This is a genomic window from Fulvimonas soli (assembly GCF_003148905.1).
In the GTDB taxonomy this organism is placed as follows: domain Bacteria; phylum Pseudomonadota; class Gammaproteobacteria; order Xanthomonadales; family Rhodanobacteraceae; genus Fulvimonas; species Fulvimonas soli.
In genome coordinates, this window is the sequence record NZ_QGHC01000002.1 from 24255 (window position 1) to 37693 (window position 13439).

At 73.4% G+C, this 13439-nt stretch carries 14 protein-coding genes; 10 read left to right on the forward strand and 4 right to left on the reverse strand.

What is annotated here, in order from left to right:
- Positions 1 to 99 precede the first annotated feature (99 nt).
- Positions 100 to 2070: a M1 family metallopeptidase gene (locus C7456_RS02220; RefSeq protein WP_109722138.1), complete on the reverse strand. Its 1971-nt coding sequence runs from the start codon at positions 2068 to 2070 to the stop codon at positions 100 to 102.
- Positions 2071 to 2209: 139 nt separating this feature from the next.
- Here C7456_RS02220 and queF point away from each other — a divergent pair, with 139 nt between their 5' ends.
- Both queF and C7456_RS02230 read left to right on the forward strand, forming a co-directional pair.
- Positions 2210 to 3037 carry an NADPH-dependent 7-cyano-7-deazaguanine reductase QueF gene (gene queF, locus C7456_RS02225; RefSeq protein WP_109722139.1) on the forward strand — a complete coding sequence of 276 codons (828 nt, stop codon included), beginning with the start codon at positions 2210 to 2212 and terminating at the stop codon, positions 3035 to 3037.
- A gap of 19 nt (positions 3038 to 3056) precedes the next feature.
- Complete coding sequence (locus C7456_RS02230; RefSeq protein ID WP_109722140.1) at positions 3057 to 3629, forward strand: hypothetical protein; 573 nt, start codon at positions 3057 to 3059, stop codon at positions 3627 to 3629.
- A gap of 118 nt (positions 3630 to 3747) precedes the next feature.
- On the opposite strand, the gene C7456_RS02235 is transcribed toward C7456_RS02230, so the two are convergent.
- Positions 3748 to 4941 (reverse strand): DesA family fatty acid desaturase, encoded by a 1194-nt coding sequence (locus C7456_RS02235; RefSeq protein ID WP_109722141.1) that lies wholly within the window; start codon positions 4939 to 4941, stop codon positions 3748 to 3750.
- Between the two features lie 140 nt (positions 4942 to 5081).
- On the opposite strand from C7456_RS02235, the gene C7456_RS02240 reads away from it, so the two are divergent.
- From C7456_RS02240 to C7456_RS02275, 8 genes are all read left to right on the forward strand, one after another.
- Positions 5082 to 5822: an ABC transporter ATP-binding protein gene (locus C7456_RS02240; protein ID WP_109722142.1), complete on the forward strand. Its 741-nt coding sequence runs from the start codon at positions 5082 to 5084 to the stop codon at positions 5820 to 5822.
- Entirely contained in the window at positions 5819 to 6574 is a 756-nt protein-coding gene (locus C7456_RS02245) for an ABC transporter permease (RefSeq protein WP_109722143.1), read from the forward strand. Before C7456_RS02240 ends, C7456_RS02245 begins: the two co-directional genes overlap by 4 nt.
- A complete protein-coding gene (locus C7456_RS02250; RefSeq protein WP_109722144.1) occupies positions 6574 to 7926 on the forward strand; it encodes a GldG family protein in 1353 nt (450 codons plus the stop codon). Before C7456_RS02245 ends, C7456_RS02250 begins: the two co-directional genes overlap by 1 nt.
- Positions 7923 to 8417: a hypothetical protein gene (locus tag C7456_RS02255; RefSeq protein WP_109722145.1), complete on the forward strand. Its 495-nt coding sequence runs from the start codon at positions 7923 to 7925 to the stop codon at positions 8415 to 8417. The genes C7456_RS02250 and C7456_RS02255 overlap by 4 nt, the downstream gene beginning before the upstream one ends.
- A 354-nt stretch (positions 8418 to 8771) precedes the next feature.
- Entirely contained in the window at positions 8772 to 10178 is a 1407-nt protein-coding gene (gene gndA, locus C7456_RS02260) for an NADP-dependent phosphogluconate dehydrogenase (protein ID WP_109722146.1), read from the forward strand.
- 138 nt (positions 10179 to 10316) lie between these two features.
- Positions 10317 to 11144 (forward strand): bifunctional DNA-formamidopyrimidine glycosylase/DNA-(apurinic or apyrimidinic site) lyase, encoded by an 828-nt coding sequence (gene mutM, locus C7456_RS02265; RefSeq protein WP_109722147.1) that lies wholly within the window; start codon positions 10317 to 10319, stop codon positions 11142 to 11144.
- Between the two features lie 52 nt (positions 11145 to 11196).
- Complete coding sequence (locus C7456_RS02270) at positions 11197 to 11475, forward strand: type II toxin-antitoxin system RelE/ParE family toxin (RefSeq protein WP_109722148.1); 279 nt, start codon at positions 11197 to 11199, stop codon at positions 11473 to 11475.
- A 39-nt stretch (positions 11476 to 11514) separates the two neighbouring features.
- The gene (locus tag C7456_RS02275) at positions 11515 to 11814 is read left to right on the forward strand and encodes a HigA family addiction module antitoxin (RefSeq protein ID WP_109722149.1); all 300 of its coding nucleotides are present in this window, start codon (positions 11515 to 11517) and stop codon (positions 11812 to 11814) included.
- Between the two features lie 34 nt (positions 11815 to 11848).
- On the opposite strand, the gene C7456_RS02280 is transcribed toward C7456_RS02275, so the two are convergent.
- Positions 11849 to 12616: a hypothetical protein gene (locus C7456_RS02280; protein WP_109722150.1), complete on the reverse strand. Its 768-nt coding sequence runs from the start codon at positions 12614 to 12616 to the stop codon at positions 11849 to 11851.
- Between the two features lie 35 nt (positions 12617 to 12651).
- Positions 12652 to 13284 (reverse strand): thymidine kinase, encoded by a 633-nt coding sequence (locus C7456_RS02285; RefSeq protein WP_109722151.1) that lies wholly within the window; start codon positions 13282 to 13284, stop codon positions 12652 to 12654.
- Positions 13285 to 13439 lie beyond the last annotated feature (155 nt).

The window sequence follows — 13439 nt, forward strand, 5'->3', positions numbered from 1 at the left end:
ATTCGCGGCCGGAGGCCGCTCCCACCGGAAGCCGCCCCCACAAGGCTTTGCCGCAAGCCCGTGGGCGCGGCCTCCGCCCGCGCGCCCGTGGCGGGCCGCTCAGGGCATCGCGTAGCCGTTGTTGCCGCGGTCGGCATCCGGCAGCTTGTGGTCCGGGTCCAGCGTGAGCCGCGCGATGCGCTTGGCGGTGGGCAGGAACACCTCCGGCGTCGCGCTCTGCCGCCACGCCTCCACCGGCACGCGGATGTCCTGCGTGCTGCCGTCGGCGAAGTCGATGCGCAGGGTGGCCGGCATCACCAGTTTCTGCCGGCTGACCAGGTGCACGTCCGCGCCCTTGGCCGGGTCGTTGTCCACGTAGGACGCGCCGCTCACGCCCATGTCCAGCTGCCAGTTGTTGAGGTACCAGCCGCGCCACCACCACGCGAGGTCCTCGCCCGCCGCGCTGCCCATGAAGCGGAAGAAGTCCGACGGCGTGGGGTGCTTGTAGGCCCAGGTGGCGATGTACTTGCGGAAGGCCGGGTCGAAGCGCTCGGGCCCGAGGATCTGCTCGCGCAGCAGCACCAGCCCCAGCGCGCCCTTGAAGTAGCTCACCGCGTGGCGGTACTTCTCCGAGACCGAATCCGCCGGCGCCATCAGCGTGGGCGCGGCGGGGTCGGCCAGCACCGGCAGGATCTCGTCCACCGGGTTGCCGCCCTTGGGCGCGTACTCGCTGTCGCGCTTGGGCGCGTACTCGCCGTGGTTGAAGGCGTCGGAGGCGTAGACGTCGATGAAGGTGTTGAAGCCCTCGTCCATGAAGGCGTGGCGGCGCTCGTTGGAGCCCACGATCATCGGGAACCAGCCGTGGCCGAGCTCGTGCGCGGTGATCCAGAACAGCATCGAGCCGTGGTCCTCGTAGCCGTCGAACACGATGCCGGGGTATTCCATGCCCGCGCCGTGGCCGCCCAGATTCACCGCGACCGGCCAGGGATAGGGGTACCACTTGGAGGAGAAGTGCTCGATCGCGCCCTTCACGTACTCGGTGGAGCGGTCCCACCTGTCCTTGCCCACGCCCTCGACCGGGTACACCGACATGGCCAGCGCGTGCCGGCCTTCCGGCAGGTCGATGCGCGCGGCGTCCCACACGAAGGCGGGCGAGGCGGCGAAGGCCACGTCGCGGGTGTGCTCCATGTGGAAGCGCCAGGTCTGCGTGCCCTCGCGCTTCGGGCGGCTGGCCGGGTCGGCCACCTCCTCCGGCTTGCGGATGTACACCGTGGCGTCGCTCTGCGCGGCTCTGGCGAGGCGCTGCTGCTCGGTGGCGGTGAGCACCTCCTTCGGGTTCGCCAGCTCGCCGGAGCCGGCCACGATCCAGTTCCACGGCACGGTCACCGCGTAGTCGAAGCTGCCGTACTCCAGATAGAACTCCGAGCCCAGGTAGGGCAGCGTGTCCCAGCCGCGCAGGTCGTCGTACACCGCCATGCGCGGGTACCACTGCGCGATCTCGTAGATGTCGCCGTTCCTGGTCGGCGTCACCGCGGTGCGCCCGCCCCACGGGCCCGGCACGGCGTAGTGGTAGCGGATGCGCAGCTTCAGCGACTTGCCGCCGCCGGCCAGCGGCCGCGGCAGGTCCACGCGCAGGCGGGTGTCGTCCACCAGGTAGCGCACCGGCTTGCCGTCCACCTCCACCGCTTCGAGTCGGTAGCCGTCGGTGGCCTGCTTGCGCACGAAGCGGCCGTTGAGCGCGGTGCGCGCGTCGCGGCGGTAGATGTTCTGGTCCAGCTGCAGCCACAGCACGTCCAGCGCGTCGGGGCTGCGGTTGGTGTAGGTGATGGTCTCGTCGCCCGCCAGGGTGTGCGTGGCCGGGTCGATCGTGGCCTGGATCGCGTAGTCGGCACGGTTCTGCCAGAACAACGGGCCGGGCCGGCCGGCGCCGTCGCGGAAGGCATTGGGCGCGTCGGGCAGCGACAGCGGCGCGAACAGCGCCTGCGGGTCGAAGCCGCCGCCGTCCGCGCCGCCGGCGAAGGCGGGCGCGGCCAGCGCGCCGGCAACGATCAGGACTGCCGCGGCGCAGCGGGCCGTAGCCGGGTTCTTCATGGCGGGTTCCTTCGGGGAGCCGGGGACGAACCGGCACTATATGGCCGCCCCGCGCGGGCCGGGTAGGCCACAAGTCACGGATGGCCGCGCATTCGGACGTCCAAACGGGGCGCCGGGGCCGCTCCGCTAGAATGGCCGCATGAGCACCCCCGAACACTCCCCGCTCGGCAAGGCCACGGTCTACGCCGACCGCTACGATCCCGCGCTGCTGTTCCCGATCCCGCGCGCGCCCAAGCGCGCCGAGCTCGGCCTGCATGGCGCGCTGCCCTTCCGCGGCGTGGACGTGTGGAACGCCTACGAGCTGTCCTGGCTGGACGCGCGCGGCAAGCCGCGCGTGGCGCTGGCCGAGTTCCGCGTGCCGGCGGACTCGCCGAACATCGTGGAATCCAAGTCCTTCAAGCTGTACCTGAACGGCTTCGCGCAGGAGCGCGTCGCGGACGAGGAGGCGCTCGCCGCCACGCTCGCGCGCGACCTCTCGGCCGCCGCCGGCGCGCCGGTGGGCGTGGCGCTGCATGCGCCCAGCGCGCGCGGGCTGCCGTTCGCCGACCTGGACGGCGACTCGATCGACGCGCTGGAACTGGACCTCGACGACTACGGCCCGCCCAAGGCCGGCCATCTGCGCGCCGACGCCTCCGCCGCCGAGGTGGAGGAGACGCTGGTGTCGGACCTGCTGCGCTCGAACTGCCCGGTCACCGGCCAGCCGGACTGGGGCAGCGTGCAGATCCGCTACCGCGGCGCGCCGATCGACCGCGCGGGGCTGCTGCGCTACCTGGTGTCCTTCCGCACCCACAGCGAGTTCCACGAGCAGTGCGTGGAGCGCATCTTCGTCGACGTCATGGCGCGCTGCGCGCCGCGCGAGCTGAGCGTGTACGCGCGCTACACGCGGCGCGGCGGGCTGGACATCAACCCGTTCCGCAGCACCGACCCGCAGGCCGCGCCGGGCAACCCGCGCGGCGCGCGGCAGTGAGCCGCGGCGCGGCCGGCCGATGAACACGCGCCAGCCGGCCGTCCGCGTCGCCGTGCTGCTCGGCGCGCTGGCGGCCGGCGGCTGCGGCCGGCACGAGCCGCCGCCCCCGCCAGCGACGGAACAGACGCGGGCGCCGCCCGCCCGGACGGCCACGGCGCATTCCGCCGCCCCTGCCGCCGTGGCGCATGGCGCGGCCACGCCGGGCACTTCTCCGGTACCCGCGGCCGCCGCGAGCACCGCACCGGCGGACGACCGCTTCCGCATCGCCAGCGTCGCGCTGGGCGACGCCGTGGACGCCGCGCACGCGGTGCTCCGGCCGAAGGACCGCTTCGCGCCCGCGCAGCCGTCGATCTACGCCAGCGTGGCCACGCGGGGCCGCACCGCGGGCGTGGTGCTGGGCGCGCGCTGGCGCTACCTGGAAGGCGCGGGCCAGACCATCGGCGCGATCGACCAGGCCATCGCCACCGACGGCGCGGCGGTCACCGCCTTCCAGCTGCGCAACCCGCAGCCCTGGCCGACCGGCCGTTACCGCGTCGAGATCCTGCTCGACGGCCGGGTCGCCGCCAGCCGCGACTTCGAGGTGGGGCCATGAGCCGGCCGGTCCCGCGTCGCCGCCCTACCGCGCCGGCGTCCCGGAAGGCGGCCGCTGCCGGCACAAAAAAAGCCCGCCGGTCGGCGGGCTTTTCGGTGCGGCCGGCGGAGGGGCCGGCTCAGGCACCGGCCACCGCGTAGCCCTTCAGCCGCGCGGCGAACTCCTGCAGGGCGCGGATGCCGCTCTGCTCGGCCTCGACGATCCACTGCTGCAGCCCCTTGAGCGCCTGCTCGGCGCCGCGCTGCTCCATCAGCGCCGCCAGGCGGTTGCGGAACTCGTACACGGTGCGCAGGGTCGGGCGCTTGGCCAGCACCGCCTGCATGCGCTCGCGGCCCTCGCTGTCCAGCCAGCGGCCGCCGTCGGCCAGCGCGCGGCGCAGGCGGCGCGGCACCGAGCGCAGGCTCTCGCCCGCGTGCGCGGCTTCCTCGCGCAGGGTCGGCACGATCACGCCGCGGTAGTAGTCGGTCATCGCCTGGAAGCGGTGGGTGAGCACCGCCTTCAGCGTCTCGGCGTCGGGCAGGTGCACGTTCGGGCGCACGTCCAGCGCGGGCGCCACGCGCAGCACCTTGGCCAGGCCCACCGCGCGCAGCGCGCAGATCGCCGCCCAGCCGATGTCGAACTCCCACCTGCGCAGGGCGAACTTGGCCGAGCTGGGGAAGGCGTGGTGGTTGTTGTGCAGCTCCTCGCCGCCGATCCAGAAGCCCCACGGGATGAGGTTGGTGGCGGTGTCGGCGCTCTCGAAGTTGCGGTAGCCCCACCAGTGGCCGACGCCGTTGACGAAGCCGGCGGCCCAGAACGGGATCCAGATCATCTGCACCGCCCAGATCGCCGCGCCGATCACGCCGAACAGCGCCACGTCGATGACCAGCATCAGCGCCGGGCCCCAGTACGGGTGGCCGCCGTAGAGCTTGCGCTCGATCCAGTCGTCCGGGGTGCCGCGGCCGTACTTCTCCAGGTCGTCCTTCTTCAGCGCGGCCTCGCGGTACAGCGACACGCCGTCCCAGAACACCTTCTTGATGCCGTAGATCTGCGGGCTGTGCGGGTCCTCCTCGGTCTCCACCTTGGCGTGGTGCTTGCGGTGCACCGCCACCCACTCCTTGGTGACCATGCCGGTGGTGAGCCAGCCCCAGAAGCGGAAGAAGTGCGACACCGACCAGTGCAGGTCCACGCCGCGGTGGGTCTGGCAGCGGTGCAGGTACAGCGTCACCGTGAAGATGGTCAGCTGGGTCATCACCAGCAGGTAGACCAGCTTGGCCAGCCAGCCGGCGTGGGTGAGGCCGTTGGCCAGGAAGTTCAGTACGGCGTCTGACATCGTGAGGGGTACTCGGGAAGCGTGGAGGCAGTCTAGTCGAGGGCGTTCCGTACCCACCAGCATGGCCGGCGGCGCGCGATGCCGCAGGGCTCACGTTTTTGCCGGTTGCCACACCATGGGGGCACCCGGACAATCAGGCGATGACTATGCCATCTCCCCTGTTAAGGCTGGATAAGCTCCGCCGCCGCCGCGCCGGGCGGCCCGCCGTGAAGGATCTCAGCCTGACGCTGGATCGCGGCCAGGTGCTGGGCCTGCTGGGCGTGAACGGCGCCGGCAAGTCCACCACCCTGGCGATGGTCGCCGGGGCGCTGCGCCCGGACGGCGGCGCCATCGCGCTGGACGGGCGGGATTTCCTGGAGCACCCGGAACTGGCCCGCCGCCTGCTCGGCTGGCTGCCGGAACGTGCCCCGCTGTGGCCGGAACTGACCGTGGCGGAACACCTGGACGCGCACGGCCGCCTGCGCGGCCTGGCCGGCGCCGCGCTGCGCCGGGCGCGCGAGGACGCGCTGGCGCGGCTGGAGCTGGCGCCGCTGGCGCGCCGCCTGGCCGGCGTGCTCTCGCAGGGCCAGCGCCAGCGCCTGGGGCTGGCCTGCGCGCTGCTGCACAGGCCCGCGCTGCTGGTGCTGGACGAGCCGGCCAACGCGCTCGACCCGGTGCAGGTGGCCGCGCTGCGCGCGCTGGTGCGCGAGGAGGCGGCGAACGGCGCCGCGGTGATCCTGTCCACCCACCTGCTCGCCGAGGTCACCGCGGTGTGCGACCGCGTGGCGATCCTGCACGAGGGCACGCTGCGCCACGAGGGCCCGCTGGCCGGCACCGACGCCGCGGCGCTGGAGCGCCGCTTCTTCGAGATCGCCATGGGCGGCGAGGCGAAAGCCGCATGAGCACGCTGGCGGTGATGCGGCTGGAACTGCGCCGCCTGATGGTGCAGCCGCTGGCCTGGGTGCTGGCCGCGCTGACCCTGGCCTGGCTGGCCTGGCGCTTCGTGCTGCTGCTGGGCCAGTTCCTCGGCATGCAGATCCGGCTGGCGGCGCTGCCCGACGGCCCCGGCTTCACCGACATCGTGGCGGTGCCGCTGCTGGCGCAGCTGGCCTTCCTCGCCTTCCTGGTGGTGCCGCTGCTGACCATGTCGGCGCTGGCCGGCGAGCGCCGCGCCGGCACGCTGGCGCTGATGGCCGGGATGGGCCTGCCGCCCTCGCGCATCGTGCTGGGCAAGTACCTCGCGCTGCTCGCCTGGCTGCTGCTGTGGCTGCTGCTCGCGCTGGCGATGCCGCTGGCGCTGGCCCGCGCCACCTCGCTGGACTGGGGCAAGCTGGCCGCCGCCGCGCTGGGCCTGGCGCTGCTGCTGGCGGCGCTGGCCGCGCTGGGCCTGGCCTGCTCGGCCTTCGCCGCGCACCCGGCGATCGCCGCCGCCGCCGCGCTGGCGCTCGCGCTGGCGCTGTGGACGGTGAACCTGGGCGCGCGGATGGCGGGCCTCGACGGCGGCGCGATCAACTGGCTGGCGATGAGCACGCACCTGCAGCCGCTGCTGCGCGGGCTGGTCTCCAGCGCCGACCTGGCGTGGTTCGGCCTGCTGGTCGCGCTGGCGCTGGCGCTGGCCGTGCGCCGCGTGGCCGACGAAAAGGAGCGCGACTGATGCGCCCGTCCGGACGCCTGAACGGCTGGCTGTTCGCGCTGGCCCTGCTGGCCGGCGCCGGCGCGCTGGGCTACCTCTCCGCCCGCCACGCCCACGTGGCCGACTGGACCCGCGGCGGCCGCGCCAGCCTCGCGCCGGAGAGCCGCGCCGTGCTGGACCGGCTCGCCGGCCCGGTGGAGGTGACCTGCTACGCCAGCCCGCAGGGCGACCTGCGGCAGACCGTGGCCGGCTTCCTCGAACGCTACCGGCGGGCCAAGCCCGACCTCACGCTCACCTTCGTCGACCCGCAGCAGGACCCGGCGGCGATGCGCGAGCTGGGCATCACCGTGGACGGCGCGCTGGTCGTGCGCTACCAGGGCCGCGAGCAGCGCCTGGACGAGCTGTCCGAGCGCAGCCTGACCAACGCGCTGGAACGCCTGGCGCGCGGCGGCGAGCGCATCGTCGCCTTCGTCACCGGCGACGGCGAGCGCCAGGCCGACGGCAGGGCCAACGCCGATCTCGGCACCTTCATGGCGCAGCTGGAGCCGCGCGGGCTGCGCGCGGTGCCGCTGAACTTCTCGCAGGTCGCCGCGGTGCCGCGGCACACCGACCTGGTGGTGCTGGCCAGCCCGGAGACGCCGCTGCCGGCCGGCGCGGTGAGGGCGCTGGTCGACTACGTGCAGGGCGGCGGCAACCTGCTGTGGCTGTCCGAGCCGGGCAACGACGACCTCGGCCTCGCCCCGCTCGCCGACGCGCTGGGCGTGCGCGCGCTGCCCGGCGTGCTGGTGGACGGCGGCGGCGCCGCGCTGGGCCTGAAGGACCCGCGCCTGATCGCGCTGGGCAGCTACCCGATCCACCCGATCACCCGCGGCTTCACCCTCGCCACGCTGTTCCCGCAGGCCTCGGCGCTGGCGCGCACCCGCGCGCAGGACTGGGCGGCGGTGCCGTTCCTGCGCTCCGGCCCGCAGAGCTGGACCGAGTTCCAGCCGATCCGCAACGACGGCGACTCGACCATCCGCTACGACGCCGACGCCGGCGAGCTGAAGGGGCCGCTGGACTTCGGCTTCGCGCTGTCGCGGCTGTCGCCGAGCCCGGACAAGAGCGTGCAGCGCGCGGTGGTGATCGGCGACGGCGACTTCCTCTCCAACACCTTCCTCGGCAACGGCGGCAACCGCGCGCTGGGCGAGCGCATCTTCGACTGGCTGCTCGGCGACGACGCGCTGGTGAACCTGCCGCCGCGCGGCGCGCCGGACCGCGTGGTCGAGCTCTCGCAGGGCGCGCTGGGCGCGCTCACCTGGGGCTTCCTGGTGGCGCTGCCGCTGCTGCTGCTCGCCATCGGCGGCCTGGTCGCCTGGCGCCGGCGCCGCCGGTGAGGCGCGCCGCGCGCCAGCGCCTGCTGCTCGCCGGCGGCGTCGCCGCGCTGCTCGCGCTGGCGTTCTGGCAGTGGCGGCACGACCAGGCGCGGCAGCCGTCGCAGCTGCTCGCGCTCGACCCGGACGCGGTGCGGACCGTCGAGCTGCGCCTGGCCGGCGCGCCCACCGAGCACTACGCCAGGCGCGACGGCCGCTGGTGGCGCACCGACGGCACGCCCGCGCCGGCCGACCAGGGCCGCCTCGGCGAGCTGGCCGCCACCGCGCAGGCGCCGGTGCTGGCCTGGCGGCCGGCCGGCGACTTCGACCCGGCCCGGATCGGCCTCGCGCCGCCGCAGGCCGTGCTGCGGCTGGACGGCCACGTGCTGGAGTTCGGCGAAACCGCCGTCACCGGCCCGCAGCGCTACGTGCGCGTGGACGGCGCCCACGTCGCGCTGGTGCCGCTGCGCTACGCGCCGCGCGCGGCGGGCGGCAAGCGGCTCACGCTCAACTAGCGCCTGCCGCGACCGCCGGACGCAAACCCGGCGCAGGCACGGGTACGGCACGCGCCCGTCCTGCGAGCGAGCCGCCCGGCTCCCTCGACGTCATTCCGGCGAAGGCCGGAATCCAGCCGGGCACGGGTGCGAAGCACACAAGACCCGGGCGGGGCGCTTCGCGCAGCGCATTTCGCCGGATGACCCGCTACGTCCGCTCCTGCGGGGCCGCCCGAGGGCGTTCCTCGCGCTGTGCGCGTTCGCCCGGCGCTCACCGAAATGGCGGCACGCCCGGACCACCGCCGCGCGCCACCCGCTTGCGACGCGCCGCGCGGCCCCCATATCGTGCGGCATTCGTCCAACGGGAGCAGCGCGATGGGCCAGCAGGCGATCGGCGTGGTCGGCATGGCGGTGATGGGGCGCAACCTCGCGCTCAACATCGCCAGCCGCGGTTTCGGGGTCGCGGTCTACAACCGCAACCGCGCGGTCACCGACGAGGTGGTCGCCGCGCACCCGGGCCAGCTCCATCCCTGCTTCGAGCTGGCCGATTTCGTCGCCGCGCTGGAGCGGCCGCGGCGCATCCTGCTGATGATCAAGGCCGGCGACCCGGTCGACCAGATGCTGGAGGCGCTCAAGCCCCTGCTCGCGCCCGGCGACGTGGTGATCGACGGCGGCAACAGCTTCTTCCAGGACACCATCCGCCGCGAGCGCATGATGCGCGAGGCGGGCCTGCGCTTCATCGGCACCGGCGTCTCCGGCGGCGAGGAAGGCGCGCTGCACGGCCCCTCGATCATGCCCGGCGGCCCGGCCGAGGCCTACGCGCTGGTCGAGCCCATCCTCAAGGCCATCGCCGCGCGCGCGCCCGACGGCTCGCCGTGCGTCACCCACGTCGGCCCCGACGGCGCGGGCCACTACGTGAAGATGGTGCACAACGGCATCGAGTACGGCGACATGCAGCTGATCGCCGAGAGCTACGCGCTGCTCAAGCACGTGCTCGGCCTGTCCAACGCGGAGCTGGCCGACACCTACGCCGAGTGGAACCGGGACGAGCTGGACAGCTACCTGATCGAGATCACCTCCAAGATCTTCCGCCGCAAGGACCCCGACACCGGCAAGGACCTGGTCGACGTGATCCTCGACCGCGCCGCGCAGAAGGGCACCGGCAAGTGGACCAGCCAGAGCGCGCTGGACCTCGGCGTGCCGCTGTCGCTGATCACCGAGTCGGTGTTCGCGCGCGTGCTGTCCGCGCTGAAGGACGAGCGCGTGGCGGCGAGCGAGGCGCTGCGCGGCCCGCGGACCAGGCCGTTCGACGGCGACCGCGCCGCCTTCGTCGAGGCGGTGCGCCGCGCGCTGTACCTGAGCAAGCTGGTGTCCTACGCGCAGGGCTTCGCCCAGCTGCGCGCGGCGGCGGACGAATACCGCTGGCCGCTGGACTACGGCGCGATCGCCTCGATCTGGCGCGGCGGCTGCATCATCCGCGCGCGCTTCCTGCAGGACATCACCGACGCCTACGCGCAGCAGCCGGGGCTGACCAACCTGCTGCTGGCGCCGAAGTTCCGCGACATCGCGCTGGCCTACCAGGACGCGCTGCGCGAGGTGGTGGCGCTGGCGGTGGCGCGCGGCATCCCGGTGCCGTGCTTCTCGATGGCGATCGCCTACTACGACGGCTACCGCAGCGAGCGGCTGCCGGCCAACCTGATCCAGGCGCAGCGCGACTTCTTCGGCGCGCACACCTTCGAGCGCGTCGACAAGCCAGGCAGCTTCCATGCCGCGTGGGAGTGAACGAAAAGGCCCATCGCGGCCGGCGGCCGCTCCCACAGGGCTGGCCTCATTCTCCCGCGGGAGCGGCCGCCGGCCGCGATGACCAAACACCCGCCACGCCGACAAACCATCCCCACGTGCCCCGCGCACGCCCCCCCCATGCCCGAACTCCCCGAAGTCGAAACCACCCGCCGCGGCATCGAGCCCCACCTGGTCGGCCGCCGCATCGCCGCGGTGACGCTGCGCCGGCCGGACCTGCGCTGGCCGATCCCGCGCGAGGTGGCCGAGCTCCTGCCCGGCCAGCGCATCGAGGCGGTGGAGCGGCGCGCGAAATACCTGCTGCTGCGCACCGACGCCGGCAGCGCGCTGCTGCACCTGGGCATGAGCGGCATGCTGCGCGTGCTGCCGCCCGACGCGCCGCCGGGCAGGCACGACCACGTGGACATCGCGCTGGAAGCGGGCCGGACCGGCGGCCCGCGCGTGCTGCGCTTCACCGACCCGCGCCGCTTCGGCTGCCTGCTGTGGCAGCCGCCGGGCGAGACGCACGAGCTGCTCGCCGCGCTCGGCCCCGAGCCGCTCACCGACGCCTTCGACGGCGACCTGCTCTGGCACCTCTCGCGCGGCCGCAGCGCGGCGGTGAAGCTGTTCCTGATGGACAACGCGGTGGTCGTCGGCGTGGGCAACATCTACGCCAGCGAGGCGCTGTTCGCCGCCGGCATCGACCCGCGCCGGCCCGCCGGCAGCGTCTCCCGCGCGCGCTACGCGCGGCTGGCCGCCGAGGTGAAGCGCATCCTCGCCTGGGCGATCGAGCGCGGTGGCACCACCCTGCGCGACTTCCTCAACCCCGACGGCGCGCCGGGCTACTTCTTCCGCGAGCTTTTCGCCTACGGCCGCGCGGGCCAGCCCTGCAAGGCCTGCGGCACGCCGATCCGCCAGGTCGTGCTGGGCCAGCGCTCGACGTTCTGGTGTCCGCGCTGTCAGCGCTGAAGCATCGCTAGTAACGGTTGACGTTAGTAACGCACAACGTTACTACCAGGCCGTGATCGAGACCTTTCGCTGCGCCGACACGGAAGCCTTCTTCAACGGCAAGCGCGCGCGCCGCTGGGTCGGCATCGAACCCGTTGCCATGCGCAAGCTCGCCATGCTCCATCGCGCCGGACGACTGGATGACTTGCGCATACCGCCCGCCAACCGGCTCGAAGCCCTGAAAGGCGAGCGGGCCGGGCAATACAGCATCCGGCTCAACGACCGGTTCCGCGTGCGCTTCCGCTGGCACAAAGGCGATGCCTACGACGTGGAGATCGTCGATTACCACTGAAGTCCCGAACCTGAAACCGCGACACCACCGAGACAAACCATGCGCACCGTCCCCTATCCGCATCCCGGCGAAATCCTGCTGGAGGAATTCCTCGTGCCGATGGGAATCAGCCAGTACCGGCTTGCCAAGGAGATCGGCATTCCGGCCACGCGCGTGGGCGAGATCGTCGCCGGCCGGCGCGCCATCACCGCCGACACCGGACTGCGCCTGTCCCGGTTCTTCGGTACCAGCGAAGGTTTCTGGACGGGCCTGCAGGACGATCACGACCGCGCGCAGGCCAAGGACCGCATCGCCAAGACACTGGATGGCATCACACCCTGGTGCCAGCACGTCGCCTGACCAGGGGCGACGTCAACGTCTGCGATCCAGGGTTTCAGACCCAGCGGAACGCCACGTGCGCGTTGCCGAACTCCGGATCGCCGGCGTCGCCGCCGCGCTCGGCGACCAGCGGCACCGGCAGGCCGTCGACCTCCAGCGCCTGGCCCTGGGCGAAGTCGGCGCCGAGCGCCAGCAGCTCCACCAGCCGCTCGCACAGCAGGCCGGCGCGGTCCAGGTCGCGGTCGGGCACGTTGCGCAGGTCGAGGTCGGGGCGGCCGAACTTGCGCAGGCCGCGGGTGTTGATGCGCGAGCGGCCCGACTGCGCCTCCTCGCGGCGCAGGATCAGCACGTGGCTGCGCGGCGGCGCACCGCCGGGCACGAGGTAGCGCCGGCGCCAGTCGGCGGCGGAGAACAGCGAGAGGATCTGCGGATCGAGCACCGCGCCGCCGCCCACGTCGAGCAGGCCGGCGATCACGCCCAGGGTGTCGCGCAGGTAGTCGAGCGAGGCCTGGTCGGCGAGCTCGCCGCGGATCACCAGCGCCTCGGGCGCGCGCCGCGCGGCCTCGTAGGCCTCGGGCGACTCCTCGCGCAGCACCTCGCCCAGCGCGCCGGCGAGCGGATAGCCCTCCCAGCCGCGCAGCACGGCGTTCTGGAAGCGCTTGAGCTCCACGCCCCTGGGCAACCCGGCGCTGGCGTAGCGCGCGGCGGGGATCGCCAGGTCCGGCGCGAAGCCGCCGAACACGTAGAACTGCAGCAGGGCGTTCCCGCCGGGCTGCTGCCAGTAGGGGCGCGGCCATTCGGGCGCGGCGGCGGGTTCGCTCATGGTGAAGTCCTCGGTGGATGGCCGCGCGGGCGCGCTCAGTGGTTTTCGCCGAGCGGCAGCACGGCCTGCTGCAGCTCGATGCGGCCGCGCCCCTCGGTGATCTTCTTGAACTCGGCGCGGCTCACCGAGACATAGCGGTCGTTGCCGCCGATCTCAACCTGCGGGCCCTCGGTGACCGCGCGGCCCTGCTCGTCCACGCGCACCACCATGGTGGCCTTGCGGCCGGAGTGGCAGATCGTCTTGATCTCGTCGATGTTGTCCGCCCAGGCCAGCAGGTACTGGCTGCCCTCGAACAGCTCGCCGCGGAAGTCGGTGCGCAGGCCGTAGGCCAGCACCGGGACGTGGAGCCGGTCCACCACGTCGGTGAGCTGCCACACCTGCGCCTTGGCGAGGAACTGCGCCTCGTCCACCAGCACGCAGTGCAGCGGCCCGCGCGCGGCGATGTCGGCCTCGACCAGCGCATACAGGTCGGCGTCGGCGGCGAAGCGGCGCGCGTTGGCCTTCAGGCCGATGCGCGAGGCCACCACGCCCTCGCCGTAGCGGTCGTCCAGCGCCGGCGTCAGGATCAGCGTGCGCATGCCGCGCTCGTGGTAGTTGTACGCGCTCTGCAGCAGCGTGGTGGTCTTGCCGGCGTTCATCGCCGAATAGTAGAAGTAGAGCTTGGCCATGCGCGCATGGTAGCGGGGGCAGGGGCGAGGGACGAGGGACGAGGGACGGGTAGCGAGGGCGCACGGTCTGGCGCAGCGCTGGATCGTGCGCCCTCGCTACCCGCCCCTAGCCGCTCGTTCCCGCCCTGTCCCCCACCCCCCGCCTGCTACCATCA

Coding starts and splice junctions, on each gene's coding strand:
- C7456_RS02240 (WP_109722142.1), top strand. CDS start 5,082: ATGACTATGCCATCTCCCCTGTTAAGGCTGGATAAGCTCCGCCGCCGC.
- C7456_RS02235 (WP_109722141.1), bottom strand. CDS start 4,941: ATGTCAGACGCCGTACTGAACTTCCTGGCCAACGGCCTCACCCACGCC.
- C7456_RS02275 (WP_109722149.1), top strand. CDS start 11,515: ATGCGCACCGTCCCCTATCCGCATCCCGGCGAAATCCTGCTGGAGGAA.
- mutM (WP_109722147.1), top strand. CDS start 10,317: ATGCCCGAACTCCCCGAAGTCGAAACCACCCGCCGCGGCATCGAGCCC.
- C7456_RS02220 (WP_109722138.1), bottom strand. CDS start 2,070: ATGAAGAACCCGGCTACGGCCCGCTGCGCCGCGGCAGTCCTGATCGTT.
- C7456_RS02250 (WP_109722144.1), top strand. CDS start 6,574: ATGCGCCCGTCCGGACGCCTGAACGGCTGGCTGTTCGCGCTGGCCCTG.
- C7456_RS02245 (WP_109722143.1), top strand. CDS start 5,819: ATGAGCACGCTGGCGGTGATGCGGCTGGAACTGCGCCGCCTGATGGTG.
- queF (WP_109722139.1), top strand. CDS start 2,210: ATGAGCACCCCCGAACACTCCCCGCTCGGCAAGGCCACGGTCTACGCC.
- C7456_RS02280 (WP_109722150.1), bottom strand. CDS start 12,616: ATGAGCGAACCCGCCGCCGCGCCCGAATGGCCGCGCCCCTACTGGCAG.
- gndA (WP_109722146.1), top strand. CDS start 8,772: ATGGGCCAGCAGGCGATCGGCGTGGTCGGCATGGCGGTGATGGGGCGC.
- C7456_RS02285 (WP_109722151.1), bottom strand. CDS start 13,284: ATGGCCAAGCTCTACTTCTACTATTCGGCGATGAACGCCGGCAAGACC.
- C7456_RS02230 (WP_109722140.1), top strand. CDS start 3,057: ATGAACACGCGCCAGCCGGCCGTCCGCGTCGCCGTGCTGCTCGGCGCG.